The 19,875-nt window shown below is 65.7% G+C and carries 19 protein-coding genes; 5 read left to right on the forward strand and 14 right to left on the reverse strand.

The features are described from left to right. Nucleotides 1-275: 275 nt before the first annotated feature. The 14 genes from LDO11_RS15170 to LDO11_RS15240 form a co-directional block, all read right to left on the reverse strand. Nucleotides 276-476: a heavy-metal-associated domain-containing protein gene (locus tag LDO11_RS15170; protein WP_100322961.1), complete on the reverse strand. Its 201-nt coding sequence runs from the start codon at nucleotides 474-476 to the stop codon at nucleotides 276-278. Between the two features lie 154 nt (nucleotides 477-630). Then, the gene (cueR, locus tag LDO11_RS15175) at nucleotides 631-1,110 is read right to left on the reverse strand and encodes a Cu(I)-responsive transcriptional regulator (protein ID WP_133321319.1); all 480 of its coding nucleotides are present in this window, start codon (nucleotides 1,108-1,110) and stop codon (nucleotides 631-633) included. Between the two features lie 108 nt (nucleotides 1,111-1,218). Beyond that, nucleotides 1,219-3,792 carry a heavy metal translocating P-type ATPase gene (locus LDO11_RS15180; protein WP_232142281.1) on the reverse strand — a complete coding sequence of 858 codons (2,574 nt, stop codon included), beginning with the start codon at nucleotides 3,790-3,792 and terminating at the stop codon, nucleotides 1,219-1,221. A gap of 374 nt (nucleotides 3,793-4,166) precedes the next feature. Continuing rightward, nucleotides 4,167-4,658 carry a DUF305 domain-containing protein gene (locus tag LDO11_RS15185; protein ID WP_232142282.1) on the reverse strand — a complete coding sequence of 164 codons (492 nt, stop codon included), beginning with the start codon at nucleotides 4,656-4,658 and terminating at the stop codon, nucleotides 4,167-4,169. 176 nt (nucleotides 4,659-4,834) lie between these two features. After that, nucleotides 4,835-5,764 (reverse strand): copper homeostasis membrane protein CopD, encoded by a 930-nt coding sequence (gene copD, locus LDO11_RS15190; protein WP_162375426.1) that lies wholly within the window; start codon nucleotides 5,762-5,764, stop codon nucleotides 4,835-4,837. Between the two features lie 10 nt (nucleotides 5,765-5,774). Further along, nucleotides 5,775-6,158 carry a copper homeostasis periplasmic binding protein CopC gene (copC, locus tag LDO11_RS15195; RefSeq protein ID WP_146384950.1) on the reverse strand — a complete coding sequence of 128 codons (384 nt, stop codon included), beginning with the start codon at nucleotides 6,156-6,158 and terminating at the stop codon, nucleotides 5,775-5,777. 162 nt (nucleotides 6,159-6,320) lie between these two features. Further along, nucleotides 6,321-6,671, reverse strand: a complete 351-nt coding sequence (locus LDO11_RS15200; RefSeq protein ID WP_232142283.1) for a four-helix bundle copper-binding protein — start codon at nucleotides 6,669-6,671, stop codon at nucleotides 6,321-6,323. A 70-nt stretch (nucleotides 6,672-6,741) separates the two neighbouring features. Next, the gene (locus tag LDO11_RS15205) at nucleotides 6,742-7,266 is read right to left on the reverse strand and encodes a DUF411 domain-containing protein (RefSeq protein ID WP_024867864.1); all 525 of its coding nucleotides are present in this window, start codon (nucleotides 7,264-7,266) and stop codon (nucleotides 6,742-6,744) included. Between the two features lie 14 nt (nucleotides 7,267-7,280). Continuing rightward, nucleotides 7,281-7,790 (reverse strand): nuclear transport factor 2 family protein, encoded by a 510-nt coding sequence (locus LDO11_RS15210; RefSeq protein ID WP_232142284.1) that lies wholly within the window; start codon nucleotides 7,788-7,790, stop codon nucleotides 7,281-7,283. A gap of 19 nt (nucleotides 7,791-7,809) precedes the next feature. Then, a complete protein-coding gene (locus tag LDO11_RS15215) occupies nucleotides 7,810-8,580 on the reverse strand; it encodes a c-type cytochrome (RefSeq protein ID WP_232142285.1) in 771 nt (256 codons plus the stop codon). Between the two features lie 13 nt (nucleotides 8,581-8,593). Beyond that, complete coding sequence (locus tag LDO11_RS15805) at nucleotides 8,594-9,778, reverse strand: copper resistance protein B (protein ID WP_305068862.1); 1,185 nt, start codon at nucleotides 9,776-9,778, stop codon at nucleotides 8,594-8,596. Between the two features lie 5 nt (nucleotides 9,779-9,783). Continuing rightward, nucleotides 9,784-11,670, reverse strand: a complete 1,887-nt coding sequence (locus tag LDO11_RS15230; RefSeq protein WP_232142286.1) for a copper resistance system multicopper oxidase — start codon at nucleotides 11,668-11,670, stop codon at nucleotides 9,784-9,786. Between the two features lie 103 nt (nucleotides 11,671-11,773). Beyond that, nucleotides 11,774-12,169, reverse strand: coding sequence for a CopL family metal-binding regulatory protein (locus LDO11_RS15235; RefSeq protein ID WP_232142287.1), 396 nt, complete (start codon nucleotides 12,167-12,169; stop codon nucleotides 11,774-11,776). A 136-nt stretch (nucleotides 12,170-12,305) separates the two neighbouring features. Then, nucleotides 12,306-13,226: a cation diffusion facilitator family transporter gene (locus LDO11_RS15240; protein ID WP_232142288.1), complete on the reverse strand. Its 921-nt coding sequence runs from the start codon at nucleotides 13,224-13,226 to the stop codon at nucleotides 12,306-12,308. A 592-nt stretch (nucleotides 13,227-13,818) separates the two neighbouring features. Here LDO11_RS15240 and LDO11_RS15975 point away from each other — a divergent pair. The 5 genes from LDO11_RS15975 (at nucleotide 13,819) to LDO11_RS15260 (ending at nucleotide 19,875) form a co-directional block, all read left to right on the forward strand. Beyond that, nucleotides 13,819-13,908, forward strand: coding sequence for an SEC-C metal-binding domain-containing protein (locus LDO11_RS15975; protein ID WP_225218078.1), 90 nt, complete (start codon nucleotides 13,819-13,821; stop codon nucleotides 13,906-13,908). A gap of 61 nt (nucleotides 13,909-13,969) precedes the next feature. Beyond that, a complete protein-coding gene (locus LDO11_RS15245; RefSeq protein WP_096009489.1) occupies nucleotides 13,970-14,362 on the forward strand; it encodes a hypothetical protein in 393 nt (130 codons plus the stop codon). 56 nt (nucleotides 14,363-14,418) lie between these two features. Beyond that, nucleotides 14,419-15,699, forward strand: coding sequence for a TolC family protein (locus LDO11_RS15250; protein WP_232142289.1), 1,281 nt, complete (start codon nucleotides 14,419-14,421; stop codon nucleotides 15,697-15,699). Further along, nucleotides 15,696-16,676, forward strand: a complete 981-nt coding sequence (locus LDO11_RS15255; RefSeq protein ID WP_095208873.1) for an efflux RND transporter periplasmic adaptor subunit — start codon at nucleotides 15,696-15,698, stop codon at nucleotides 16,674-16,676. The genes LDO11_RS15250 and LDO11_RS15255 overlap by 4 nt, the downstream gene beginning before the upstream one ends. A 22-nt stretch (nucleotides 16,677-16,698) precedes the next feature. Continuing rightward, nucleotides 16,699-19,875 carry an efflux RND transporter permease subunit gene (locus LDO11_RS15260; RefSeq protein WP_232142297.1) on the forward strand — a complete coding sequence of 1,059 codons (3,177 nt, stop codon included), beginning with the start codon at nucleotides 16,699-16,701 and terminating at the stop codon, nucleotides 19,873-19,875.

Genomic DNA, 19,875 nt, shown 5'->3' on the forward strand with positions numbered 1-19,875 from the left:
CCCGCTCGAGCACCTGCTTCACCGCCTCCGCCCTGAACTCATCCGTGTATCGCTTGCTGCTCATGAACACCTCTGCTGTAGCCATGAATTATGGCCTGCGGGTGTCTGCAAAAGGCTGGGCGGTCCAGTCGCCGAAACCGGAGCCGACCCGGCCAGGCGAAGCGCGCGGGCCACAACCGACACCTAGCTCAGTCTCATGGCGAGCGCCGCAACCATCGGGCTCAGCGGGATCCCCGAGCGCGAGTAGCGCGCGCCGGCGGCGGCCGGAACCAGCTTCAGGCTGATCGCTCGTCCGGGTACCCAGCCTCACTGAGCGCTGAGAGGAACGCGCCCCCGTCCATGTCGCTATCGACCCTCACCTGACGCGTCGGTGGGTCGGTTTCGATGCGGGCTTGGGGGTCCACACTGAGCAGTGCCTTCTTGACGGACTTGGCGCAGCCGCCGCATGTCATGTTTGGAATGTGGAAACGAAGCATCTTGATCTCCTGATCGACTGTGGTGTCGGATCAATATGGGGTTTGACAGCGTGGCAAGGTCAATCGGCTATCAGCAGAATGTTTGCAAGCTGCTCACGGCTGGCCGACAACGGCGCCGAGAACTCTTGCGAATGCACGTCCGACCACGAATGAGTCATCTGACGCCGCGGTTACGCGAGGAGGCGGGCGTGTCGGCCCCAAACCGAGGCGTCCTATGTGGACCCTGCGAACGCGACTCCGCCGCTGTTGGCTCGGCCAGATCCGCAAGGATCGGGCATTCCGGTCGGTCATCCCCGTGGCAGTGGTCGGCCAGATGCTCGAGCGTTTGCACCATCGCCTGCAGCTCGGCGATTCTCGTCTTCAGTCCGGCGGCATGGGAAAGCGCCATCGCCTTGACGTCGGCGCTTGCGCGGTCACGGTCGCGCCACAAGACCAGCAGTTCTGCGATCTGTTCGACAGAGAAGCCAAGGTCTCGTGCGCGACGGATAAAGCGAAGGCTATAAGCGTCAGGCGTGCTGTAGTGTCGGTAGCCGGCCTCAGAGCGCGCAGCTTTGGGGATCAAGCCGATCTGTTCGTAGTAGCGGATCATCTTCGCCGACACGCCTGAAAACTTGGCTGCTTCACCGATATTCATCATTCTCTTTTCCTGGTCACCCAAGGATGCTTGGTTCGACACGCTAGGCCGGCGTCCGCCACATCGATCCTGTCTTGGTGTTCAGTCAGGCGGCACCGTGTCTTGGGATCAATGTTCGATTGCCTGGCGCGGATTGGGCAATGCCGCCCCGCTCTGGGGCATCCCCGTACGGGTTTCGATCGTTATGGGAGCCTGGAAGCGCTTGAGCCGGAGCGCGTTGCCGAGCACGAAGACACTGGAGAGGGCCATCGCGGCCGCAGCGAAGATCGGCGAAAGCAACATGCCGTTCACCGGGTAAAGCGCACCCGCCGCGACCGGGATCAGCAGGGCGTTATAGGCAAAAGCCCAGAACAGGTTCTGCTTGATGTTGCGGATCGTCGCTCGGCTGAGCGCGATGGCATTCGTCACGCCGCGCAGGTCGCCCGACATCAGCACCACGTCGGCGGCCTCGATCGCCACATCGGTTCCCGTGCCGATGGCGAGCCCGACGTCCGCTTCGGCCAGCGCCGGCGCGTCGTTGATGCCGTCGCCCACGAAGGCGACCCGCGCGCCATTGGTCCGGAACTTCTTCAGCGCCGCGACCTTGCCGTCGGGCAAGACCTCGGCCGCGACTTCATCGATGCCGAGCTGCCTGGCGATCGCCGCGGCCGTCGCGGCATTGTCGCCGGTGATCATCGCGACCTTGAGTCCCAGCGCATGCAACGCCTTGATCGCCTCGGGCGTGGTCTCCCTGATCGGGTCGGCCACCGCGATCACCGCCGCCAGCCGGCCGTCGATCGCGGCATAGAGCGGACTCTTGCCTTGGTCGCCGAGACGCTGGGCGACAGGCAGGAAGTCCGACACATCGATACCGATCTGCGTCATGAATCGGTCCGCGCCGACGGCGACGGTGCGACCGGCGACCTTGGCCGACACGCCGAAACCCGGCGTGGCCTCGAAGCCCCCGACGGGTGCGAGCGTGATGTCCCGCTGCTTGGAGGCGTCGACGATCGCTTCTGCGATCGGGTGCTCGGAGCGGGTCTCGACCGCGGCGACAAACGCCAGGACTTCGTTGTATTCGAAGCCTTCGGCAGGCACCAGGTCGGTCAGCTCCGGGCGCCCCTTGGTCAGCGTGCCGGTCTTGTCGAGCGCGATGACACTCACATCGCGCAGCGCCTGCAAGGCCTCGCCCTTGCGGAAGAGAACGCCGAGCTCGGCCGCGCGGCCCGTCCCGACCATGATCGAGGTCGGCGTGGCCAGCCCCATGGCACAGGGACAGGCGATGATGAGCACCGCGACCGCATTGACGAGCGCGAAGGACAGCGCGGGCTCCGGTCCGAAGGCCAGCCAAACAAGGAAGGTCAGCGCGGCCCCGGCCATCACTGCCGGGACGAACCACATGGTGACCTTGTCGACCAGCGCCTGGATCGGCAGCTTGGAACCCTGCGCTTCCTCGACCAGGCGGATGATCTGCGCGAGCACCGTGTTCGCGCCGATCCTCGTCACGCGGAAACTGAAAGCGCCGGTCTTGTTGATCGTGCCTCCGACGACATCGGCGCCCACCCCCTTCGATACGGGGACCGGCTCGCCGGTGATCATGCTCTCGTCGACATAGGAGGCGCCCTCGACGACCTCGCCGTCCACCGGAATCTTCTCGCCCGGACGAACCAGCACGACGTCACCGGTCGCCACCTGATCGAGCGGAATTTCGACCGTATCGCCGTTGCGCTCGACGCGCGCGGTCTTGGCCTGGAGTCCGACCAAGCGCTTGATCGCCTGTGAGGTTCGCCCCTTGGCGCGCGCCTCCAGCGAGCGCCCGAGCAGGATCAGGGTCACGATGACCACGGCGGCCTCGAAATAGACGTTGGCGGTGCCCGGGGGCAGCACGTCGGGGACGAAGGTCGCGACGACTGAATAGCCGTACGCGGCCGCCGTGCCAACCGCGACCAGTGAATTCATGTCGGGGGCAGCGCGCAGCAACGCTGGTACGCCCTTGCGGAAGAAGCGTAGCCCCGGACCAAACAGCACGAGGGTGGCGAGCGCGAACTGGATATACCAGTTCGTCTGCTGACCCAGGACCCCCATCACCCAATGATGCATGGCGGGAATCAGGTGGGACCCCATCTCGAGGATGAAGACTGGCAAGGTGAGGACGGCGGCAATGGTCAAAGCCCGCCGCAGCCCCCGTGCCTCGCTCTCACGACGCTCGGCGTCATGATCGCCTGCACTTGCCGTATCGACGGACAAGCGGCGGGACTTGTAACCCGCCTGTTCGACCGCCGCTTCAAGGTCCGCCGTGGAAACGACCCCGGCAAGGTGGCGCACCCGCGCGCGCTCGGTCGCCAGGTTGACGTTGGCTTCGAGCACGCCCGGGATCTGTGCGAGCGCCTTTTCGACCCGGCCCACGCACGACGCGCAGGTCATGTCCTCGATCGCGAGCTCGGTGGTCTCTTCGCGCACCGTGTAGCCGGCACTCTCGATGGCGCGAACCGCAGCCCGTGGATCGGCCAGGCCAAAGAAGGTGAGGTCGGCACGTTCGGTGGCGAGATTGACCGCGGCCGCCTGCACTCCGGGGACCGCGTTCAGCGCCCGCTCGACGCGGCCAACGCAGGAGGCACAGGTCATGCCCTCGACTGGCAGGCTCAGGCGGGAGACGGCGGAGCTGGGTGGATTGGCGACCGGTCGGGTGGCGACGAAAGTCATGGAACTATCCCTGGAATATGCGCGGGAAGCCCAGCTTAAAGATTCCCACGATGGCAAGGTCAAGGCCCGGCAGCTCGGCAGGTCGCTACCGCGCAGCCAGCTCATGCACTGCCATCGTGCGGATGGCGATTGCGGCTGTTGAATCAGCTCGCTGGCCTCTGGACCGCTGTCTGTAAGACGATCGGTCGACCGAAACCGGCTCCGGTGATCAACGTCATGGACCGCGCGTTTCGAAGTTGGACAGCGCCGGCGGCACATTGTCGAGTGCCATCATGCGGCTGCCGGTCTCGGCGCCGGAGTTTGGCGAGTTCTGGAGCGAGGCCGGGCGGCATTTTTCTCGGACACCGGGCAGCAGATGGAGGCAGATCCTCGGCCTAGTCGAGACGGGATCTGATGCTCTCCATCTGGTCGATCTCGGAGCGCTGCGCTTTGGTGATGTCGTCACACAGCGCGAGCAGTTCGGCGTCACGCAGTCTGGCTTCCCGGCACATGAGGATCGCACCTGAGTGATGGGGGATCATCGAGTCGATGAACTGACGGTCATCTACAAGCACCTGCGCGCGCGTGGCGCCGAACGAGCCGAGCGTCACTGCGGCGAAGATTGCGTAAAGCGCCATGTTCAGGCCCTTCTTGGGGAACATGCCAGGCATTGTGGCGAGCATGAAGATCCCCATCGGAGCCCACATGGTCAGTGCCATGTAGAACATGTTCAGGTTGTTCCGGAAGTCGCGGACACCATCGATCATCGAAAACATGACGATGTACATCACCGCGAGACCGAGCACCATGTTGATCCAGAACAGCAGATAGGGACGCCCGCTGCCCTCGGCGTGCTTGTGATCTGTCCCTTTAACAGCGTGTGCCATGTTGCTTCTCCTAGTGTTTCCGGAACAGTGTCCCACCCGACGTCAACCATCCTGGAAAGCGTTGCACCGCGACAGTTACGGCAACGTGTGCGGTCGCACCTGGTTCTCGGGTGCGTCGGAGACGTACAGGCGGCACCAGTTAGGCCTGCCAGCGTGTGTGTCGTTGAAAGGTATGGTCAAGCGGGGCTGAGCGTCCCGAGCACTGAAACGACAATGAGGATCAGGATCGCCAGCGCAGCCTCGGCCGCAACGCTCTGCCGCAAGGCTCGCACCTCCTGCGAGGGATCTCCGCCGGCCAGCGCCCGTTCAAGGCGCGGCACCAGCGTCCATCGGTGCATTGCTCCCAGGCCCAGCATTCCGCCGAACAGGGCAAGTTTGAACAGCAACAGGTTTCCGTAGGTGCTCTGGACCAGCGTCGACAATGACCACGCGGTGAGATCACCGTAATGCGCGATGCCGGACACAATGAGCGCAGCAACGAAAATCGTTCCAAGCGTCGAGAATCCACGCAGGAAGTCATGCGTTGATCGCAGACGCCCGTTGCCCGCAGCGCCCTTGCCGCGCAGGAGCATTCCCAGGAACATCAGGACCGCTGCGATCCAGCCGCCTGCAGCGAGAAGATGGACGAGGCCCGCAGAGAGCCGGACCGCGCCTGCCACGCCCTCGCCAGCGGCGGCGTGGCCGTTCCATGCCAGCGAGGCGAGGGCGCCGCCCGCCAGCGTCGCCGCGAACGGGAAGGCGGCCTCCACCTTCCCGCGACGACGATGCCATCCGAGTACAAACACCATGGCGATCAGCAGCGCGCCTCTCGCCATGGCTGCGCGGCCTGCGGACGTATCAAACAGATACCAGCCGAGCGATTCGCGATCAACGTCGGCAATCGGCATTCCCATGATGCCCGCGGTCTTGAAGACGACATCGGCCCCGGTGAGCACGAGACCGACGGCGGCACTCACCAACAGAACGCCCATGAATGGCCACCCGGCCAGGGCGTGGGCGAGTGCCGGTCGACGCAAACCGTACCAACCGAACAGTGGGACGCCGAAAAGAAGCATGAGAACCAGGTACTCCAGGAATCTCAGTGCGTAAGCCGACAGGTCGAACATTCGCGACTCCTCAGCGCACCGTGAAGCTGAAGCTGCCCGGCATGGGGTGATTGTCACCACCGACGGCGCGGTATTCCACCGTATAGACGCCTGGAGCCAGCGGCTGGGGCAACTTGGCACGCAGGGTCTTGCCGTTGTTGACGATCTCGGTCGTGAAATTCTCGATCGGCATGGTGGAGCTGCCGTGCTTCATGACCAGCTTGAGCCGCGACGCTCGCGGAATCAGCGTTTCGTTGAAGACGAGATCGATCTGGCTTGGCGAAGCCACCACCGCATCTGCGGCCGGTGTTGACTGCTGCAGCGCGGCGTGGGCGTGCGCGACCTGCAGCGAAAACTGTCCTGCTGCCAGTGCGATGACGAGCGCGAACGAGCGGATGACGTTTGACGATTTCATAGGGATAAATCCTCATTGCGAATGTGATGCAAAGCCCCGTTCGGCGCCGTGCTGTGTTGGATCCGACAAGCGTTAGGTGTCGGGCTGTCACCGAAACCACGGTTGGTCGGCTTTTGATATTTGAGATGAGGATCCCGCCGCTCAGGCGGGATCCTCGACGCGTCAAGCCGTCATGGCGCTGCAGCTTTCCGCGCAACGGCGACAAACTTCGGCGCAGCGCGCCATCTCCGGGTCGTTCATGGCGTCGCATGCATCGGCGCACTGGCGGCAGATCTCCGCGCAGGCACCGCAAACCACGTCGTGAGCGCTGGCACCGCGCAGCATCGCGTCGGCACTGGTTGCGCAGATATCGGCACACGTCGCAAGTAGTGCAATGTGCTCTGGGGTCGCGTGGGCACCTCCTTTGGTCAGGCAGTAGTTGATGGTCTCCAGGCAGATGTCATGACACTGCGTGCAGTTGTCGATGCACTCGTTCATGGCCTGGGACCGGTGTGCGGCGGAATGGTGAGTCATGTGGTTCTCCTTCTTCCTTGCGGGCGAGAATCGGCGCGCCCGCAACACCGCCCCCTGTTGCTGCGACGGATCAGTGCTGTGCGAACGGTTCAGTGGTTCCGTCGCGATGGACCAGCTCGACCGTGTACGGCTGCTGTCGCCCCTCCGGAACCTCCATGCCGGGAGAACCAAGCGGCATCCCTGGGAGGACCAGGCCGCGTGCGTCCGGCTTTTCTTCGAGGAGACGCTTGATGTCCGCGGCCGGGACGTGGCCTTCGATGACGTATCCGCCGATCTCGGCCGTGTGGCAGGAGCCCTTTGCATAGGGGACACCCAGCCGCTCCTTGAGCGGCCCCAGGTCATCCATGTCGTGCACATCCACGGTGAAGCCCGCCTTCTGCACGTGGTCGATCCAGGCACCGCAGCACCCGCAGGTCGGGGTCTTGTGGACGGTCATGCGTGGCAGGGCTGCTGGAGTCGCGTCGGCTGATTGGACGACAACCTGTGCGGAGGGCGAGGTTGTGGGTTGCGCGGATGAAGCATCCTGGGTGCAAGCACCCAGACCAGCCACGGCAAGGACCACAAAAGTCAGGCGGTGCAATCTGAGCGTAGTCATTTCAAACTCTCGACTCAGCGCTTGGTCCGCGAGGACCAGTGGATGTGGACGATCCGCCAGCCGTCGGCGGTCTGCTTCAGCACCATCGTTTCGGTGCTCTGGACGGTCAGTGGCTTGCCGTCCTTCTGGGCGTGCAGCTCGCTTTCGGTTCCGACCCACGCGAACTCGCCAGCGGTTCGTGCACGCTGACGGAGCAGCTGGCGATGGGCGCCCTTGAGGAACGCCGCATCGCTGACTGCGTGATGGCCCATGTATTCCTCGCGGCTGCGTTCTGCACCTCCGGACTCGAGGATGAGAACGTCGGCAGCGAGCAGGGCTTCGACCGTGGCCAGGTCGCCGCTGGACAGGGCGGTGTTGAACCGTTCCGCCACGGCGACCGCGGCCTCTGCAGTGGCTGGGACGTCGACGTCCGCAGATGGCGCGGCAGCGGGGCGATGTGCGTGCGACGGTGTCGCCTGCGCCATTGCGGGGGACACGACGGCCAGTGCCAGCGCCAGGGTGAAGGAGATTGCTGTTGCGTTCATTGCGCGGGCTCCAAGGAGATCAATGGGTGTGTGCATGGCCGTCACCGGCCACGGGCGTGTGTGGTGCAGGGTGCGACTCCACCTTGCCGTTGGGATGGCGGTGGTCCACCAACCCGAAGCCCGTGTCGCTGAGTGTCGGGCCGTGGTGATCGTCGTCCACGCCCGGCGGGTGCGCATGCGGCATGGAGTTGTTGCCCGGCTCGGATGGGGCAGGGTGATCCTCGGCCTTTTCGTCGTCATGGTGGCCTTGCGTCTCGCCGCCGCCATGCGAATGGCCCTCGCTGCTGTCGACAAGTTCCTTGTACGCAGTCGCGTCGAGCGTGGGCAGCACCTGCAGGAACGCGGCCATGTTCCAGATGTACTCGTCGCTCATGTTCTTGCCCCAGGCGGGCATGCCGCTGGCCTTGATCCCGTGCTTGATCACCCAGAACGCTTTGGCCACGTCGACCTTGTGTTTACTGAGGTCCGGCGGCGTGGGATACAGGCCCTGGCTCAACTCGGTTTCGGCCATCGACGGGGCCAGGTGGCAGCCAGCGCACATCGCCGCATAGTTGCCCGCGCCCTGGACGATCCGTGTGCGATCGTCTAGGCCCGACGGCACGTCCAGCCGTCCCGCACGTGACACGATGGAGCGCTCGCGTGCGGTTTCGAGCAGGAAATGCACGGGCTTCGTGTGCATGTCATCGGCGGCGACGTTGTACACGCCGCCCCAGATGAAGCCCGCCGTACCCGCCACGAGAACCAGCGGAACCCCGATCAACCAAACACGCTTGCGTGTCTTTGGTTGCATGTGTGTTCTCCCATCAGAACCAGATTCGGACGCCGGCCACGACCCGGGTGTCGTCGACGTCCCCGGACCGTGCGCGACGCTGGTCCGCCGTTCCGCCGTAGGCACGCTCCCAGACGACGCCGACATAGGGAGCGAACTGCCGATGGAACTCGTAGCGCAGGCGGAAACCGGCTTCGACCTTGCTCAGTCCGCTGCCGATTCCAACCGCCGGATCGTCCTTGCTCCAGGCTTCGCCCTCGACGAGCCACTGGCCGATCAGCCGGTTGGTGAACAGCATTTCGTATTCGGCTTCCGCCCCAAGCCCGACCTGGCCGGACTCGCCCAGGTACGCGGTCGCTTCGACTTCAAACTTGTACGGGGCAAGGCCGATGACGCCGAGCGCGGCATAAGTGCGCGACGGGCCGCCGCCAAAGCCGAAGTCATGTCGGACACCGGCGACTGCATCCCACCATCGGGCGATGGCCCGGCCGTACAGGACTTCCACATCCGCCGACTCGGTGGATCCGCCCGCACGCTCGCCCTCGCTGCGGAGCCAAAGCCGGTTCAAATCTGAGCCGACCCAGGCTTTCGCTTCCCAAGCCATGCCGGTGCCGTCCTCATCCGCGTCCCACGCTTCGAGCCGGTCAAGCGACCAGTACGAGTTGATCGATTCGCCGTGTATCACGTGGTCGTCGAGGTTCTTGAATGCCGCGGCGCGATCGGCCGGGGTGAGGACAGGGATGGGCTCGTGCGGCTCCGCGGTCGCCGGAAGATCCTGGCTGGCACCAGGCTGATGGCCCATCGACGCGTGGTCCATGCCAGAGTGATCCATCTCGGAGTGGTCCATCGTGGATTGGTCCATCCCCGAGTGGTCCATCGTGGAGTGATCCATCGTGGAGTGATCCATCGTGGAGTGATCCATCGTGGAGTGATCCATCGTGGAGTGATCGCTGCCGGCAGTGTCCGCGGCCCCATGTTTCATGGAGCCGTGGTCCATGGCCCCGTGATCATCGGACATCGTGTCTGTCGGAGTCGGCTGGTGGCCGGCGTGTGGGTCAACAGGCTCAGGTGACGATGGTGTCGCAGCTGGAGCCGGCTTCGCTTCCGGATGGTGCGAGGCGTGGTCTGTCTCCTGCGCCCACGCGGGCGCGAACCCAGCGGCAAGCCACAGTGCGGAGGCCAGGCCGATGGCCAGGGGATGGCGGCTGGAACCGATCATGGCGCTCATTCCTCCACCCGCACTTCGCGGAACATGCCGGCTTCCATGTGGTAAAGCAGGTGGCAATGGAACGCCCAGCGACCCAGCGCGTCGGCGCGCACGCGAAAGGCCCGCTTCGTACCAGGCGGCATGTCGATGGTGTGCTTGCGCACCATGAAGTTGCCGGACTCGTCCTCGAGGTCGCTCCACAGGCCGTGGAGGTGGATCGGGTGCGACATCATCGTGTCGTTGACCAGCACGATCCGCATGCGCTCGCCGTAGTTCAGGCGCAGCGGTTCGGCATCAGCGAACTTCACTCCGTTGAACGACCAGGCGAAACGCTCCATGTGACCGGTCAGGTGCAGCTCGACCGTGCGGCCGGGCGCGCGCCCGTCGGGGTCGGGGAACGTGCTGCGCAGATCGGAGTAGGTCAGTACGCGTCGGCCGTTGTCGCGTAAGCCAATGCCCGGATCATCGAGTCTCGGCACAGGGGCCATCGTCTGCATGTCGACCAGCGGGTTGCCGGTTTCGGTGGCTGGATGCTCCTGCATCCCGCCGGCACCGTGGTCCATCCCGGCCATGCTCCCGCCGGTGCCATGATCCATGCCGGCCATGCTTCCGCCGGCCATTGCGCCTCCAGCCATCGCCGACATGTCGTGACCGCTGTGATCCATGCCGCCGGTTGCACCACCGGCCATTGCGCTGTGAGACATCGAAGACATGTCATGGCCGCCGCCACCCATTCCGCCGTGGCCCATGTCGTCCATGGTGAGAATCGGCTTGGGATCGACGTTGGGCACGGGAGCCCGCAGCCCTTGCCTGACGGCGAGCGTGCCGCTGATGTAGCCGGTACGGCCACTGTCCTGGGCAAAGATGGTGAACGCATCCTGCCCGGTCGGTTCGACAATGACGTCGAAGGTCTCGGCGGTGGCGATGCGGAATTCGTCGACCGTGACCGGATGCACGTACTGGCCATCGGCTGCGACCACGGTCATCTTCAGGCCCGGGATGCGCACGTCGAAGTAGGTCATCGCGGACCCGTTGATGAAGCGCAGGCGTACCTTCTCGCCGGACCGGAACAGTCCGGTCCAGTTGCCGAGCGAGGTCGTGCCGTTCAACAGGTAGGTGTAGGTGTTGCCGTTGACGTCCGACAGGTCGGTCGGTGTCATCCGCATCTGGCCCCACATCTTGCGATCTTCGACCGTGGCGGCCAGGCCGTGCTGTTTCACGTCGGCGAAGAAGTCGCCCACGGTCTGCTTGGAGAAGTTGTCGAAATCCGACCGCTTCTTGAGCCGGGCGAACAGACGCTGCGGATCCAGGTCGGTCCAGTCGCTGAGCATGACCACGTAATCGCGGTCATAGGCGAAGGGCTCGGGCTCGAGTGGCTCGATCACCAGCGGCCCGTAGAGACCGGCCTGCTCCTGGAAACCGGAGTGGCTGTGGTACCAGTAGGTGCCGCCCTGTACGACGTTGAAGCGGTACTGGTAAGTCTCGCCGCGGTCGATGCCGTCGAAGCTGAGTCCCGGCACGCCGTCCATGTCGGCCGGCAGCAGGATGCCGTGCCAGTGGATCGACGCCTGCTCGCCATGGATCGAGCCGCGGGGCAGGGCATTGCGGACCCGCAGGTTGACGGTGGTGCCTTCCCGCCAGCGCAGCAAGGGTGCGGGAATCGATCCGTTGACTGTGATCGCGGGGCGCGTGGCGCCGGTGAAGTTCATCGGCGTCTCGCCGATGGTCAGGTCGAATTCGGTGCCCGAGAGCACGTTGGGCAGGCCCTCGGCCTTGACGGCCCAGCTGGAACGGGGCCACAGGCCCAAGGTTGCGACGGCCCCGCCAACAGCAAGGCCCTGGACGAAGCGGCGGCGCGACGGGGCAGACAGCCCCTCGGCACGGCCGAAAGAATCGGATGACATGGGAACTCCGGGAAAGGTCGAAGGCTCGCGGGACGAGCGTTACCCTGTCAGTGCGGAGCAGCGGACAGGATCCATCAGCGCCTCGGAAGGCGCGCAGGGACACTTAGCCGATCGGAGGTCGGAAGAGATTGGTCAGGGCCGCGGACGCGTGCACCGACAGGAACGGTTCGGCGGTGCGCCGGTACCGGATGGTGAAATCGGCGAGTGCCGACCCGGCGAGCGCCGCTGCGCAATGGTGCATACAGGGGCAGCAATTACCCGCCTCACAGCAGTCGTCCCACGGCGATACCGCTCCGGCCTCGTCAGTGGCCTGGGGGTGATGGTGTTCATTGGCCCCCGTAGCAGCCGCTGCTCCTCCATGGCAGGCCGCCATGGCCTCGGCTGCTGTCGGTGCCGAGGTGACGTCACCGGCGGAGTCGCGCACGTGCTCCATGTGCATGGACGCGCCAGCGATGCCCGGACCGTTGGCGAGCAAGGCAACGACCAGGAACAACCGCATCAGGAGCGCGCGGAAAGGCATGCGCCCTAGTATACGTGCGGATATAAACTCCGGATGAATACAGTGACAACGCACGGGGGATCGAGCCGCGGGTCTTCGTCGCCTGCCTGACCCAACGTCGCCTCCCGCTTTTCGGCTACAGGGCCATGTCTTCGTAGCTGCGGGGATCGGAGACCGGTTCCAGGTGCCCGGTCACGCGCATGGCCGGGAACTCCGCCACGATCTTCTCCACCAGGTCTTCCATGGCGTCATGCCCGCGCAAGACGGTCCAGTCGCCGGGCACCAGCATGTGCATCTCCATGAACTGGCGGGCCCCCGATTCGCGGGTCCGCACGGCGTGGAACTCGATCCGGCCCGGTTCGGCGTGCGCGTCCAGGATGGCCTGGATCCGGGCGTTGTCCTCGGGGGACAGGGTCGCGTCCATCAGGCCGGAGGCGGATTCGGACATCAGCCGGTAGCCGACAACCAGAATGTTGACGCCCACCAGGATCGCGATCACCGGATCCAGCCAGTCCCAGCCCGTCAGCCACGCCAGCCCCAGGCCCACCACGACCCCGACCGAGGTGTACACGTCGGCCATCAGATGCTTGCCGTCGGCGCGCAGGGTGATGGAGCGGTGCTCGGTGCCGACCTGGATCAGGATCCGCCCGACGACACCGTTGAGGACGGCGGCCACGATCGAAATGGCGAGGCCGATGCCGAGCGCTCCCAGTGGCCGCGGATTGAGCAGGCGATCGATGCCCAAGTAGATGATCGAGGCCGCGGCGACGAAGATCATGATCCCTTCCAGCGCGGCGGAGAAATACTCCGCCTTGCTGTGGCCGAAGTGGTGGTCGTCGTCGGCCGGCTGGGCGGCGATGGTCAGCGAGACCAGGGCCACGATGGCGGCCACGAGGTTGACCATCGATTCGGCGGCGTCCGACAGCAGGCCCACCGAGCCGGTGATCGCCCAGGCACTGCCCTTGAGCAGCACCGTCAGCACCGCCGTCACGATCGCCAGCCACGCGTACTTCCTCAGGTCCGGCGTGGCTTCGGCCAGTCTGTCATGGGGTTTCATGGGGACTATTGTCCGCTGCGACCGCGGGCCGGGCCAGCCGGCGCATGTCGCGCAGTCGGCAGGTCCGCTCAGAACCTCGACCGCCCGCAGCAGGCGTCGTCGTTCCGGCGCGGGTCGGCACCGCTTGCGCGCCGGTCGATCCTAAGCGGAGCGCGCATAGGCTGGCAGGCATCAGGTTCACACGATGAGAAGGGCACAGCAAGCCCCTAGCCAGCCGTCCTGCGTTGAGCGAGGTTGGCTGTTTGCTTGCCCGAAGCGGGTGTTCGCCTGAGCGCGCGGATTAGGGCTGGTTATCGGGGGTAGGGCGGATGGCTCCTTTCGACCCAAAGCGGACGTCTCGTTGGAACATCGCGCACCACTTCGTCCCACGGATCACTCAGGCAGCCAAGCCCGACCGCATGACCTCGTAGAGCGCAGTCCGGGTATTGCTGTCTGCCATCGAAGGGCTAGCAGCCCATGCAACGGCAAGAGCCCCCAGGAAGAGACTGAGCCGGGGCATCCCGGCGGCTCCCGGCGAGGTCAGTGTCCCCGCGCATGAAATCGAACCGCTGCAGCAGGCGCACCAGTTCCTGGACACGCACTGTCGTCGGGGCTGCGCGATCACCAGCCGTGCCAGTGCGGCAGCGGAAACAAGTACAAGCGGTGCCATGGCCGACAACTGGAACGCGCCTTTTCCCTGTAGCCCTCTCGACGCATTCAGCGGAATTGTATAACTCCATCATCCGCAGGTACCCTGCGCGGCCATGACCCGCCTGCATCCCCGCTTCTTGTTGCCGCTCCTGCGCGTCGTCGTGCTGGGTGTGCTTGCGTTGGGGTTGGCATTCCAACCGGTGATGACAGCCGCTGGCGAAATGCATGAGCTCGCGCACGATCCGTCGGGCGCGCACAGCCACGGCCCGCATGCCAACGATCCGGGCGCGGAGTTCGCCGCGGCGGACGCGCACGATCAAGACGGATCGGAGACGTTGCACCTGTTACTGGATTTCGCCCATTGCTGTGGTTCAGCCGCGGCCGTGTTGCCGGTCCTGGATTCATTTTCTACTCGACCGGTCGCCGGTCGAATGGGGGTCGAAAAAGCATCGCCCCCGGCCGCCTTGCGTCTGCCGAGCCCATTCAAGCCTCCGATCTTCGGATGACCGCGCCGTCGGCCTGATGCCGACTCCCGTCAATTCGATTCATCGGAGCAACCCCCATGCGTTTGCGATCAGCGGCCCTGGCCGCGTTCGTCGCCGTGTGTGCCGTGGCATTCCCCACGCACGCCGCCGACCCCCTCACCCTGGACGACGCTTTCCTTCGCGTTGCCGACGCCCATCCCGATCTACGCTTGTTTGGTGCCCGCCATGAGGCCCTGAAAGCCGAACTGGATCGCTCCTCGTTGCGCCCGGCGCTGGTCGCTGGAGCCGAGGTCGAGAACGTGCTCGGTACCGGCCCGGCCAGCGGCCTGGATGGCGCCGAGATCACGCTGAGCCTCGCCTCCGTGCTGGAGCGCGGCGGCAAGCTCGATGCCCGCCGCACGCTCGCGCAAAGCCGGATCGACGCGCTGGCCATCGAGCGCGAGGCGCAGCGGTTGGATCTCCTGGCCGAAGTGGCCCGCCGCTACCTGGCGGTCGTCGGTGCGCAACGCGAAGGCGAGCTTGCGCAGTTGGACGTCGACCAGCGCGAACGCACCGTTGCTGCGGCGCGCCGGCGTCACGAGGCCGGCGCTTCGCCGGAATCGGTCGTACTCACCGCCCAGGCCGCCCTCGCGCGGTCGGAACTGGATCGCGCTCGCGCCCGGCAACGTCAGGCGGCCGCCCGCCAGCATCTCGCGGCCCTGTGGGGCGAGCGAAATCCCGCATTCGAGATCCTCGGGGGCGATCTGCTCGCCGTGCCCCCGATCGCGGACTTCGCGGTACTCGCCGACTGGTTGCAACGCACTCCCGAGCTCGCGCAGTTCGTCGATCAGCAGCGCATTGGCGAGGCACGCCTGCAGCTGGCACGCAGCGAAGCGACCCCGGACTTCGACTGGCAGGTGGGCGTGCGACGGATGGCGGACGCCGATGACTTCGGCTTGGTCGGCAGTGTCTCGATCCCGCTGGGCACCACCCGCCGGGCACAACCGGGCATCCGTGCCGCACGCGCCGAGTTGACAGCGCTGGAAATCGAACGGGAGGCCGTGGGGCTGTCGCTCTACTCCACCCTCGCTGAGGCGCATGGCCGCTTCGGGATGGCCCGCCTGGAAGCACAGCGGCTGGGTGAGGACGTGCTTCCACGTCTGGCCAAGGCCGAAGCAGCGGCCGCCACCGCGTACCGCGCAGGCGCCGCCAGTTATCTGGAGTGGTCGAGCCTGCAGGCGGAGCGCGCCGCCGCACGGCAGCAACAGCTGGCAGCTGCGCTGGAAGCCCAGCGCGCCCTGATCGAGATCCAGCGGCTGACCGGCCAGGCATTCGTCGCCGGCCCGGGCCCGCAAGACAACCAAGGAGCAACCCCATGAAGCCTGTCCACCTGATCCCGGCATTGGCGCTGGCCTTGAGCCTGGCGGCTTGCAGTGGTGAGCCGGACCAGCCTAGCCAGCCGGCAAACGACGCCCATGCTGACGAGGCCGCCGACCACGGCACCGAGGCCGACGAACACGGTCATGAAGCGGGTGAAATCGCCAGCACGGTCATCCCTGCCGAAATTGCCGAAAAGTCCGGTATCCAGACGCGGCCCGTCGGCCCCGGCGTGATCGCCGACGAGCATGAGGTGCAAGGCCTGTTGACCCCGGTCGAGGGGCGTGTTGCGCAGGTCACCGCCCGCTTCCCAGGCCCGATCCGCTCACTGCGCGCCAATGTCGGAGACCAGGTTCGCGCCGGCCAGATGCTGGCGACGATCGAGAGCAACCTGAGTCTGAGCACCTACAGCGTCGCCGCGCCGATCTCTGGCGTGGTCGTCGAGCGCAGTGCCTCGGTCGGCGGCTTGGCCGGCGAGGGCGCGCCGCTGTTCGAGATCGCCGATCTCTCGCAGCTCTGGGTCGACCTCCACATCTTTGGCGCCGACGCCCAGCACATCCAGCCCGGCGTGCCGGTGGCGGTCACCCGCATGAGCGATGGCGAGACGGTCCGAACCACGCTCGAACGCGTGCTGCCGGGCATGGCCACCGCCAGCCAGAGCACGGTGGCCCGCGCAACGATCGACAACGCCGACAACCAATGGCGGCCGGGAACGGCGGTCAAGGCGCGGATCACGGTCGCGCAGGAGCCGGTGGACCTGATGGTGCCGCTGACCGCGCTGCAGTCGATGGATGGCCAGGAGGCCGTGTTCGTACGTGAGGGCGAGACGTACCTGACCCGACACGTCGAACTCGGTGCCCGCGATGCCACGCAGGTGCAGATCCTCTCGGGCCTGAGCGAAGGCGAGGAGGTGGTCGTCGCGGAGAGCTACTTGATCAAGGCGGACATCGGCAAGGAGGGCGCGGCGCATGACCACTGACGCCGTAGCCCTCCAGCCGGGCCTGCTGGAGCGAATCGTCCGGTTCTCGATCCGACATCGCTGGATGATGCTGGTGCTGACCCTCGGGCTGATCGGCGTGGGCATCTGGAGCTTCACCCGGCTCCCGATCGATGCAACGCCCGACATCACGAACGTCCAGGTACAGATCAACACCGAGGCGTCCGGCTACTCGCCACTGGAGTCCGAGCAGCGGGTTACCTACCCGATCGAGACGGCACTCGCCGGCCTGCCGCGCCTTGACTACACGCGATCTCTGTCCCGATACGGTCTGTCGCAGGTCACAGTGGTGTTCGAGGACGGCACCGACCTGTACTTCGCCCGGCAGCAGGTGGCCGAACGCCTGCAGCAGATCCGCTCGCAGATCCCAGAAGGACTGGAGCCCGAAATGGGGCCGATCTCGACCGGGTTGGGCGAGATCTTCCTGTACACCGTCGACGCGGCGCCCGGGGCGGCCAAGCCGGACGGCACGCCGTGGACCGCCACCGACCTCCGCACCCTGCAGGACTGGGTCATCCGGCCGCAGATGCGCAACACACCGGGGGTGACCGAGGTCAACACGATCGGCGGCTTCGAGCGGCAGATCCACATCACGCCGGACCCGTCCAAGCTGGTTGCACTCGGCTTCACGCTGCAGGACATCGTCGACGCGGTGGCGGCCAACAACCAGAACATGGGCGCCGGTTACATTGAGCGCAACGGCCAGCAGTACCTGGTGCGCGTGCCCGGCCAGGTCGGCGGGATCGACGAGATCCGGAACATCGTGCTGGACCGACGCGACGGCCTGCCGATCCGGGTCGCTGACGTGGCACAGGTGGGTGAGGGTCCGGAGCTTCGTACGGGCGCGGCGACCCAGAACGGGGAAGAGGTCGTGCTGGGCACAGTGTCGATGCTGGTGGGCTCCAACAGCCGCACCGTCGCGCAGGCCGCGGCGGCGAAGCTGCAGGATGCGAACGCAAGTTTGCCGGAAGGCGTCACCGCGACGGCGGTCTACGACCGCACCGGGCTGGTCGAACGCACGATGCAGACCATCTCGAAGAACCTGATCGAGGGTGCCTTGCTGGTGATCGTGGTCCTGTTCCTGCTGTTGGGGAACTTCCGCGCCGCGCTCATCACCGCAGCCGTCATCCCGCTGGCCATGCTGTTCACCATCACCGGGATGGTGCGTGGCGGCGTGTCGGGGAACCTGATGAGTCTCGGTGCGCTCGACTTCGGGCTGATCGTCGATGGCGCGGTCATCATCATCGAGAATGTTCTGCGGCGGTTTGGCGAGATGCAGCACCGACTTGGGCGGACGTTGACACGCGAGGAACGCAACGACCTGACGGCCACTGCCACGGTCGAAGTCATCCGGCCCAGCCTGTTCGGCATGTTCATCATCGCCGCGGTGTACCTGCCGATTTTCGCGCTGACCGGGATCGAGGGAAAGATGTTCCACCCGATGGCGATCACCGTGGTGCTGGCCCTCACCGGTGCAATGGTCCTGTCGCTGACCTTCGTTCCCGCGTCCATCGCGATCTTCATGGGTAACCGCGTCGAGGAGAAGGAGAACAGACTGGTCCAATGGACGCGGCGGCGCTATGAGCCGTTGCTTGCGTGGTCGCTTCGCCGGCAAAACTGGGTCCTTGGCGGGGCACTGATGCTGGTCGTCGTGTCCCTGCTACTCGCCACACGCCTGGGCAGCGAGTTCATTCCCAGCTTGGACGAGGGCGACCTCGCCATGCAGGCGATCCGCATTCCCGGAACGGGCCTGGAGCAGTCGGTGAAGATGCAACTGGCCGTGGAAGAACGCCTGATGCAGGTTCCGGAAGTCGAGCGTGTCTTCAGCAGGATTGGCACGGCGGAGGTGGCCACCGACCCGATGCCACCCAACGTGGCGGACACCTACCTGATGGTGAAACCACGCGGGCAATGGCCCGATCCACGCAAGCGCAGGGATGTGCTGATCGACGAAATCGAAGCGGCAGTGGCGACGCTTCCCGGCAACAACTACGAGTACTCGCAACCGATCGAGATGCGGACCAACGAGCTGATCTCCGGCGTGCGTGCGGATGTGGCGGTCAAGGTGTTCGGTGACGACCTGGACACGCTGGTCGAGGTGGCCGAACAGGTCGAGGCGGCTGCCAGGCAGGTCGAGGGCGCGGTCGACGTCAACACCGAACAGGCAACCGGCTTGCCACTGCTGACGATCGTCCCGGACCGCGCAGCGCTTGCGCGCTTCGGACTGAATCCGGGGATCGTGCAGCAGACCGTTGCCACTGCGGTGGGTGGCCAGGTGGCCAGCCAGCTGTTCGAGGGCGACCGCCGCTTCGACATCGTGGTTCGACTGCCGGAACAGATGCGTGTCGATCCGATCGCCCTGCAGGACCTGCCGATCCCCTTGCCCGACGTTGCGAACGCGGATCGGTCGAGCTTGGAGCCACGCTGGGCGATCGCGCGGACCGTACCGCTGCGGGAGCTCGCGAAGATCGAGAGCCTGCTGGGGCCCAACCAGATCAACCGCGAGAATGGAAAGCGCCGGGTGGTGGTCACCGCCAACGTGCGTGATCGCGACTTGGGTAGCTTCGTCGAAGAGCTGCAGCAGCGCGTCGGGCAGCAGGTGAACGTACCCGAGGGCTACTGGATCGACTACGGCGGCACGTTCGAGCAGTTGATCTCGGCCAGCCAACGGCTCGCAGTAGTGGTACCAGTGACCTTGGTCCTCATCTTCGGCCTGTTGTTCATGGCCTTTGGCTCGGCCAGGGACGCGGTGATCGTGTTCAGCGGCGTGCCGCTGGCGCTGTCGGGCGGCGTGGCCGCACTGGCTCTGCGCGGTATCCCGTTGTCGATCACCGCAGGTGTCGGCTTCATCGCGCTGTCCGGCGTGGCCGTGCTCAACGGCCTGGTCATGATCGCCTTCATTCGCAACCTGCGCGAACAAGGCCAGTCGCTGGACGACGCGGTCTTCAACGGCGCGCTCGGGCGGCTGCGGCCGGTCTTGATGACTGCCCTCGTGGCGTCGCTCGGCTTCGTCCCGATGGCGCTCAATGTCGGCGCGGGCGCGGAGGTGCAGCGTCCGCTCGCCACCGTCGTGATCGGCGGGATCGTGTCTTCAACGCTGCTCACCCTGCTTGTCCTGCCCACCCTTTACCGTCTTCTGCATCGCGGCGACGCAGCGAAGCCGCAACTGGAGGCCCACTGA

Origin of the sequence: Alterluteimonas muca, assembly GCF_021191595.1 — a bacterium.
Lineage (GTDB): Bacteria > Pseudomonadota > Gammaproteobacteria > Xanthomonadales > Xanthomonadaceae > Luteimonas > Luteimonas muca.

Excerpts from the sequence above, each read along its gene's own strand:
- LDO11_RS15170 (WP_100322961.1), bottom strand. The coding sequence starts at position 476 with ATGCTTCGTTTCCACATTCCAAACATGACATGCGGCGGCTGCGCCAAG.
- cueR (WP_133321319.1), bottom strand. The coding sequence starts at position 1,110 with ATGAATATCGGTGAAGCAGCCAAGTTTTCAGGCGTGTCGGCGAAGATG.
- LDO11_RS15180 (WP_232142281.1), bottom strand. The coding sequence starts at position 3,792 with ATGACTTTCGTCGCCACCCGACCGGTCGCCAATCCACCCAGCTCCGCC.
- LDO11_RS15185 (WP_232142282.1), bottom strand. The coding sequence starts at position 4,658 with ATGGCACACGCTGTTAAAGGGACAGATCACAAGCACGCCGAGGGCAGC.
- copD (WP_162375426.1), bottom strand. The coding sequence starts at position 5,764 with ATGTTCGACCTGTCGGCTTACGCACTGAGATTCCTGGAGTACCTGGTT.
- copC (WP_146384950.1), bottom strand. The coding sequence starts at position 6,158 with ATGAAATCGTCAAACGTCATCCGCTCGTTCGCGCTCGTCATCGCACTG.
- LDO11_RS15200 (WP_232142283.1), bottom strand. The coding sequence starts at position 6,671 with ATGACTCACCATTCCGCCGCACACCGGTCCCAGGCCATGAACGAGTGC.
- LDO11_RS15205 (WP_024867864.1), bottom strand. The coding sequence starts at position 7,266 with ATGACTACGCTCAGATTGCACCGCCTGACTTTTGTGGTCCTTGCCGTG.
- LDO11_RS15210 (WP_232142284.1), bottom strand. The coding sequence starts at position 7,790 with ATGAACGCAACAGCAATCTCCTTCACCCTGGCGCTGGCACTGGCCGTC.
- LDO11_RS15215 (WP_232142285.1), bottom strand. The coding sequence starts at position 8,580 with ATGCAACCAAAGACACGCAAGCGTGTTTGGTTGATCGGGGTTCCGCTG.
- LDO11_RS15805 (WP_305068862.1), bottom strand. The coding sequence starts at position 9,778 with ATGATCGGTTCCAGCCGCCATCCCCTGGCCATCGGCCTGGCCTCCGCA.
- LDO11_RS15230 (WP_232142286.1), bottom strand. The coding sequence starts at position 11,670 with ATGTCATCCGATTCTTTCGGCCGTGCCGAGGGGCTGTCTGCCCCGTCG.
- LDO11_RS15235 (WP_232142287.1), bottom strand. The coding sequence starts at position 12,169 with ATGCGGTTGTTCCTGGTCGTTGCCTTGCTCGCCAACGGTCCGGGCATC.
- LDO11_RS15240 (WP_232142288.1), bottom strand. The coding sequence starts at position 13,226 with ATGAAACCCCATGACAGACTGGCCGAAGCCACGCCGGACCTGAGGAAG.
- LDO11_RS15245 (WP_096009489.1), top strand. The coding sequence starts at position 13,970 with ATGACCCGCCTGCATCCCCGCTTCTTGTTGCCGCTCCTGCGCGTCGTC.
- LDO11_RS15250 (WP_232142289.1), top strand. The coding sequence starts at position 14,419 with ATGCGTTTGCGATCAGCGGCCCTGGCCGCGTTCGTCGCCGTGTGTGCC.
- LDO11_RS15255 (WP_095208873.1), top strand. The coding sequence starts at position 15,696 with ATGAAGCCTGTCCACCTGATCCCGGCATTGGCGCTGGCCTTGAGCCTG.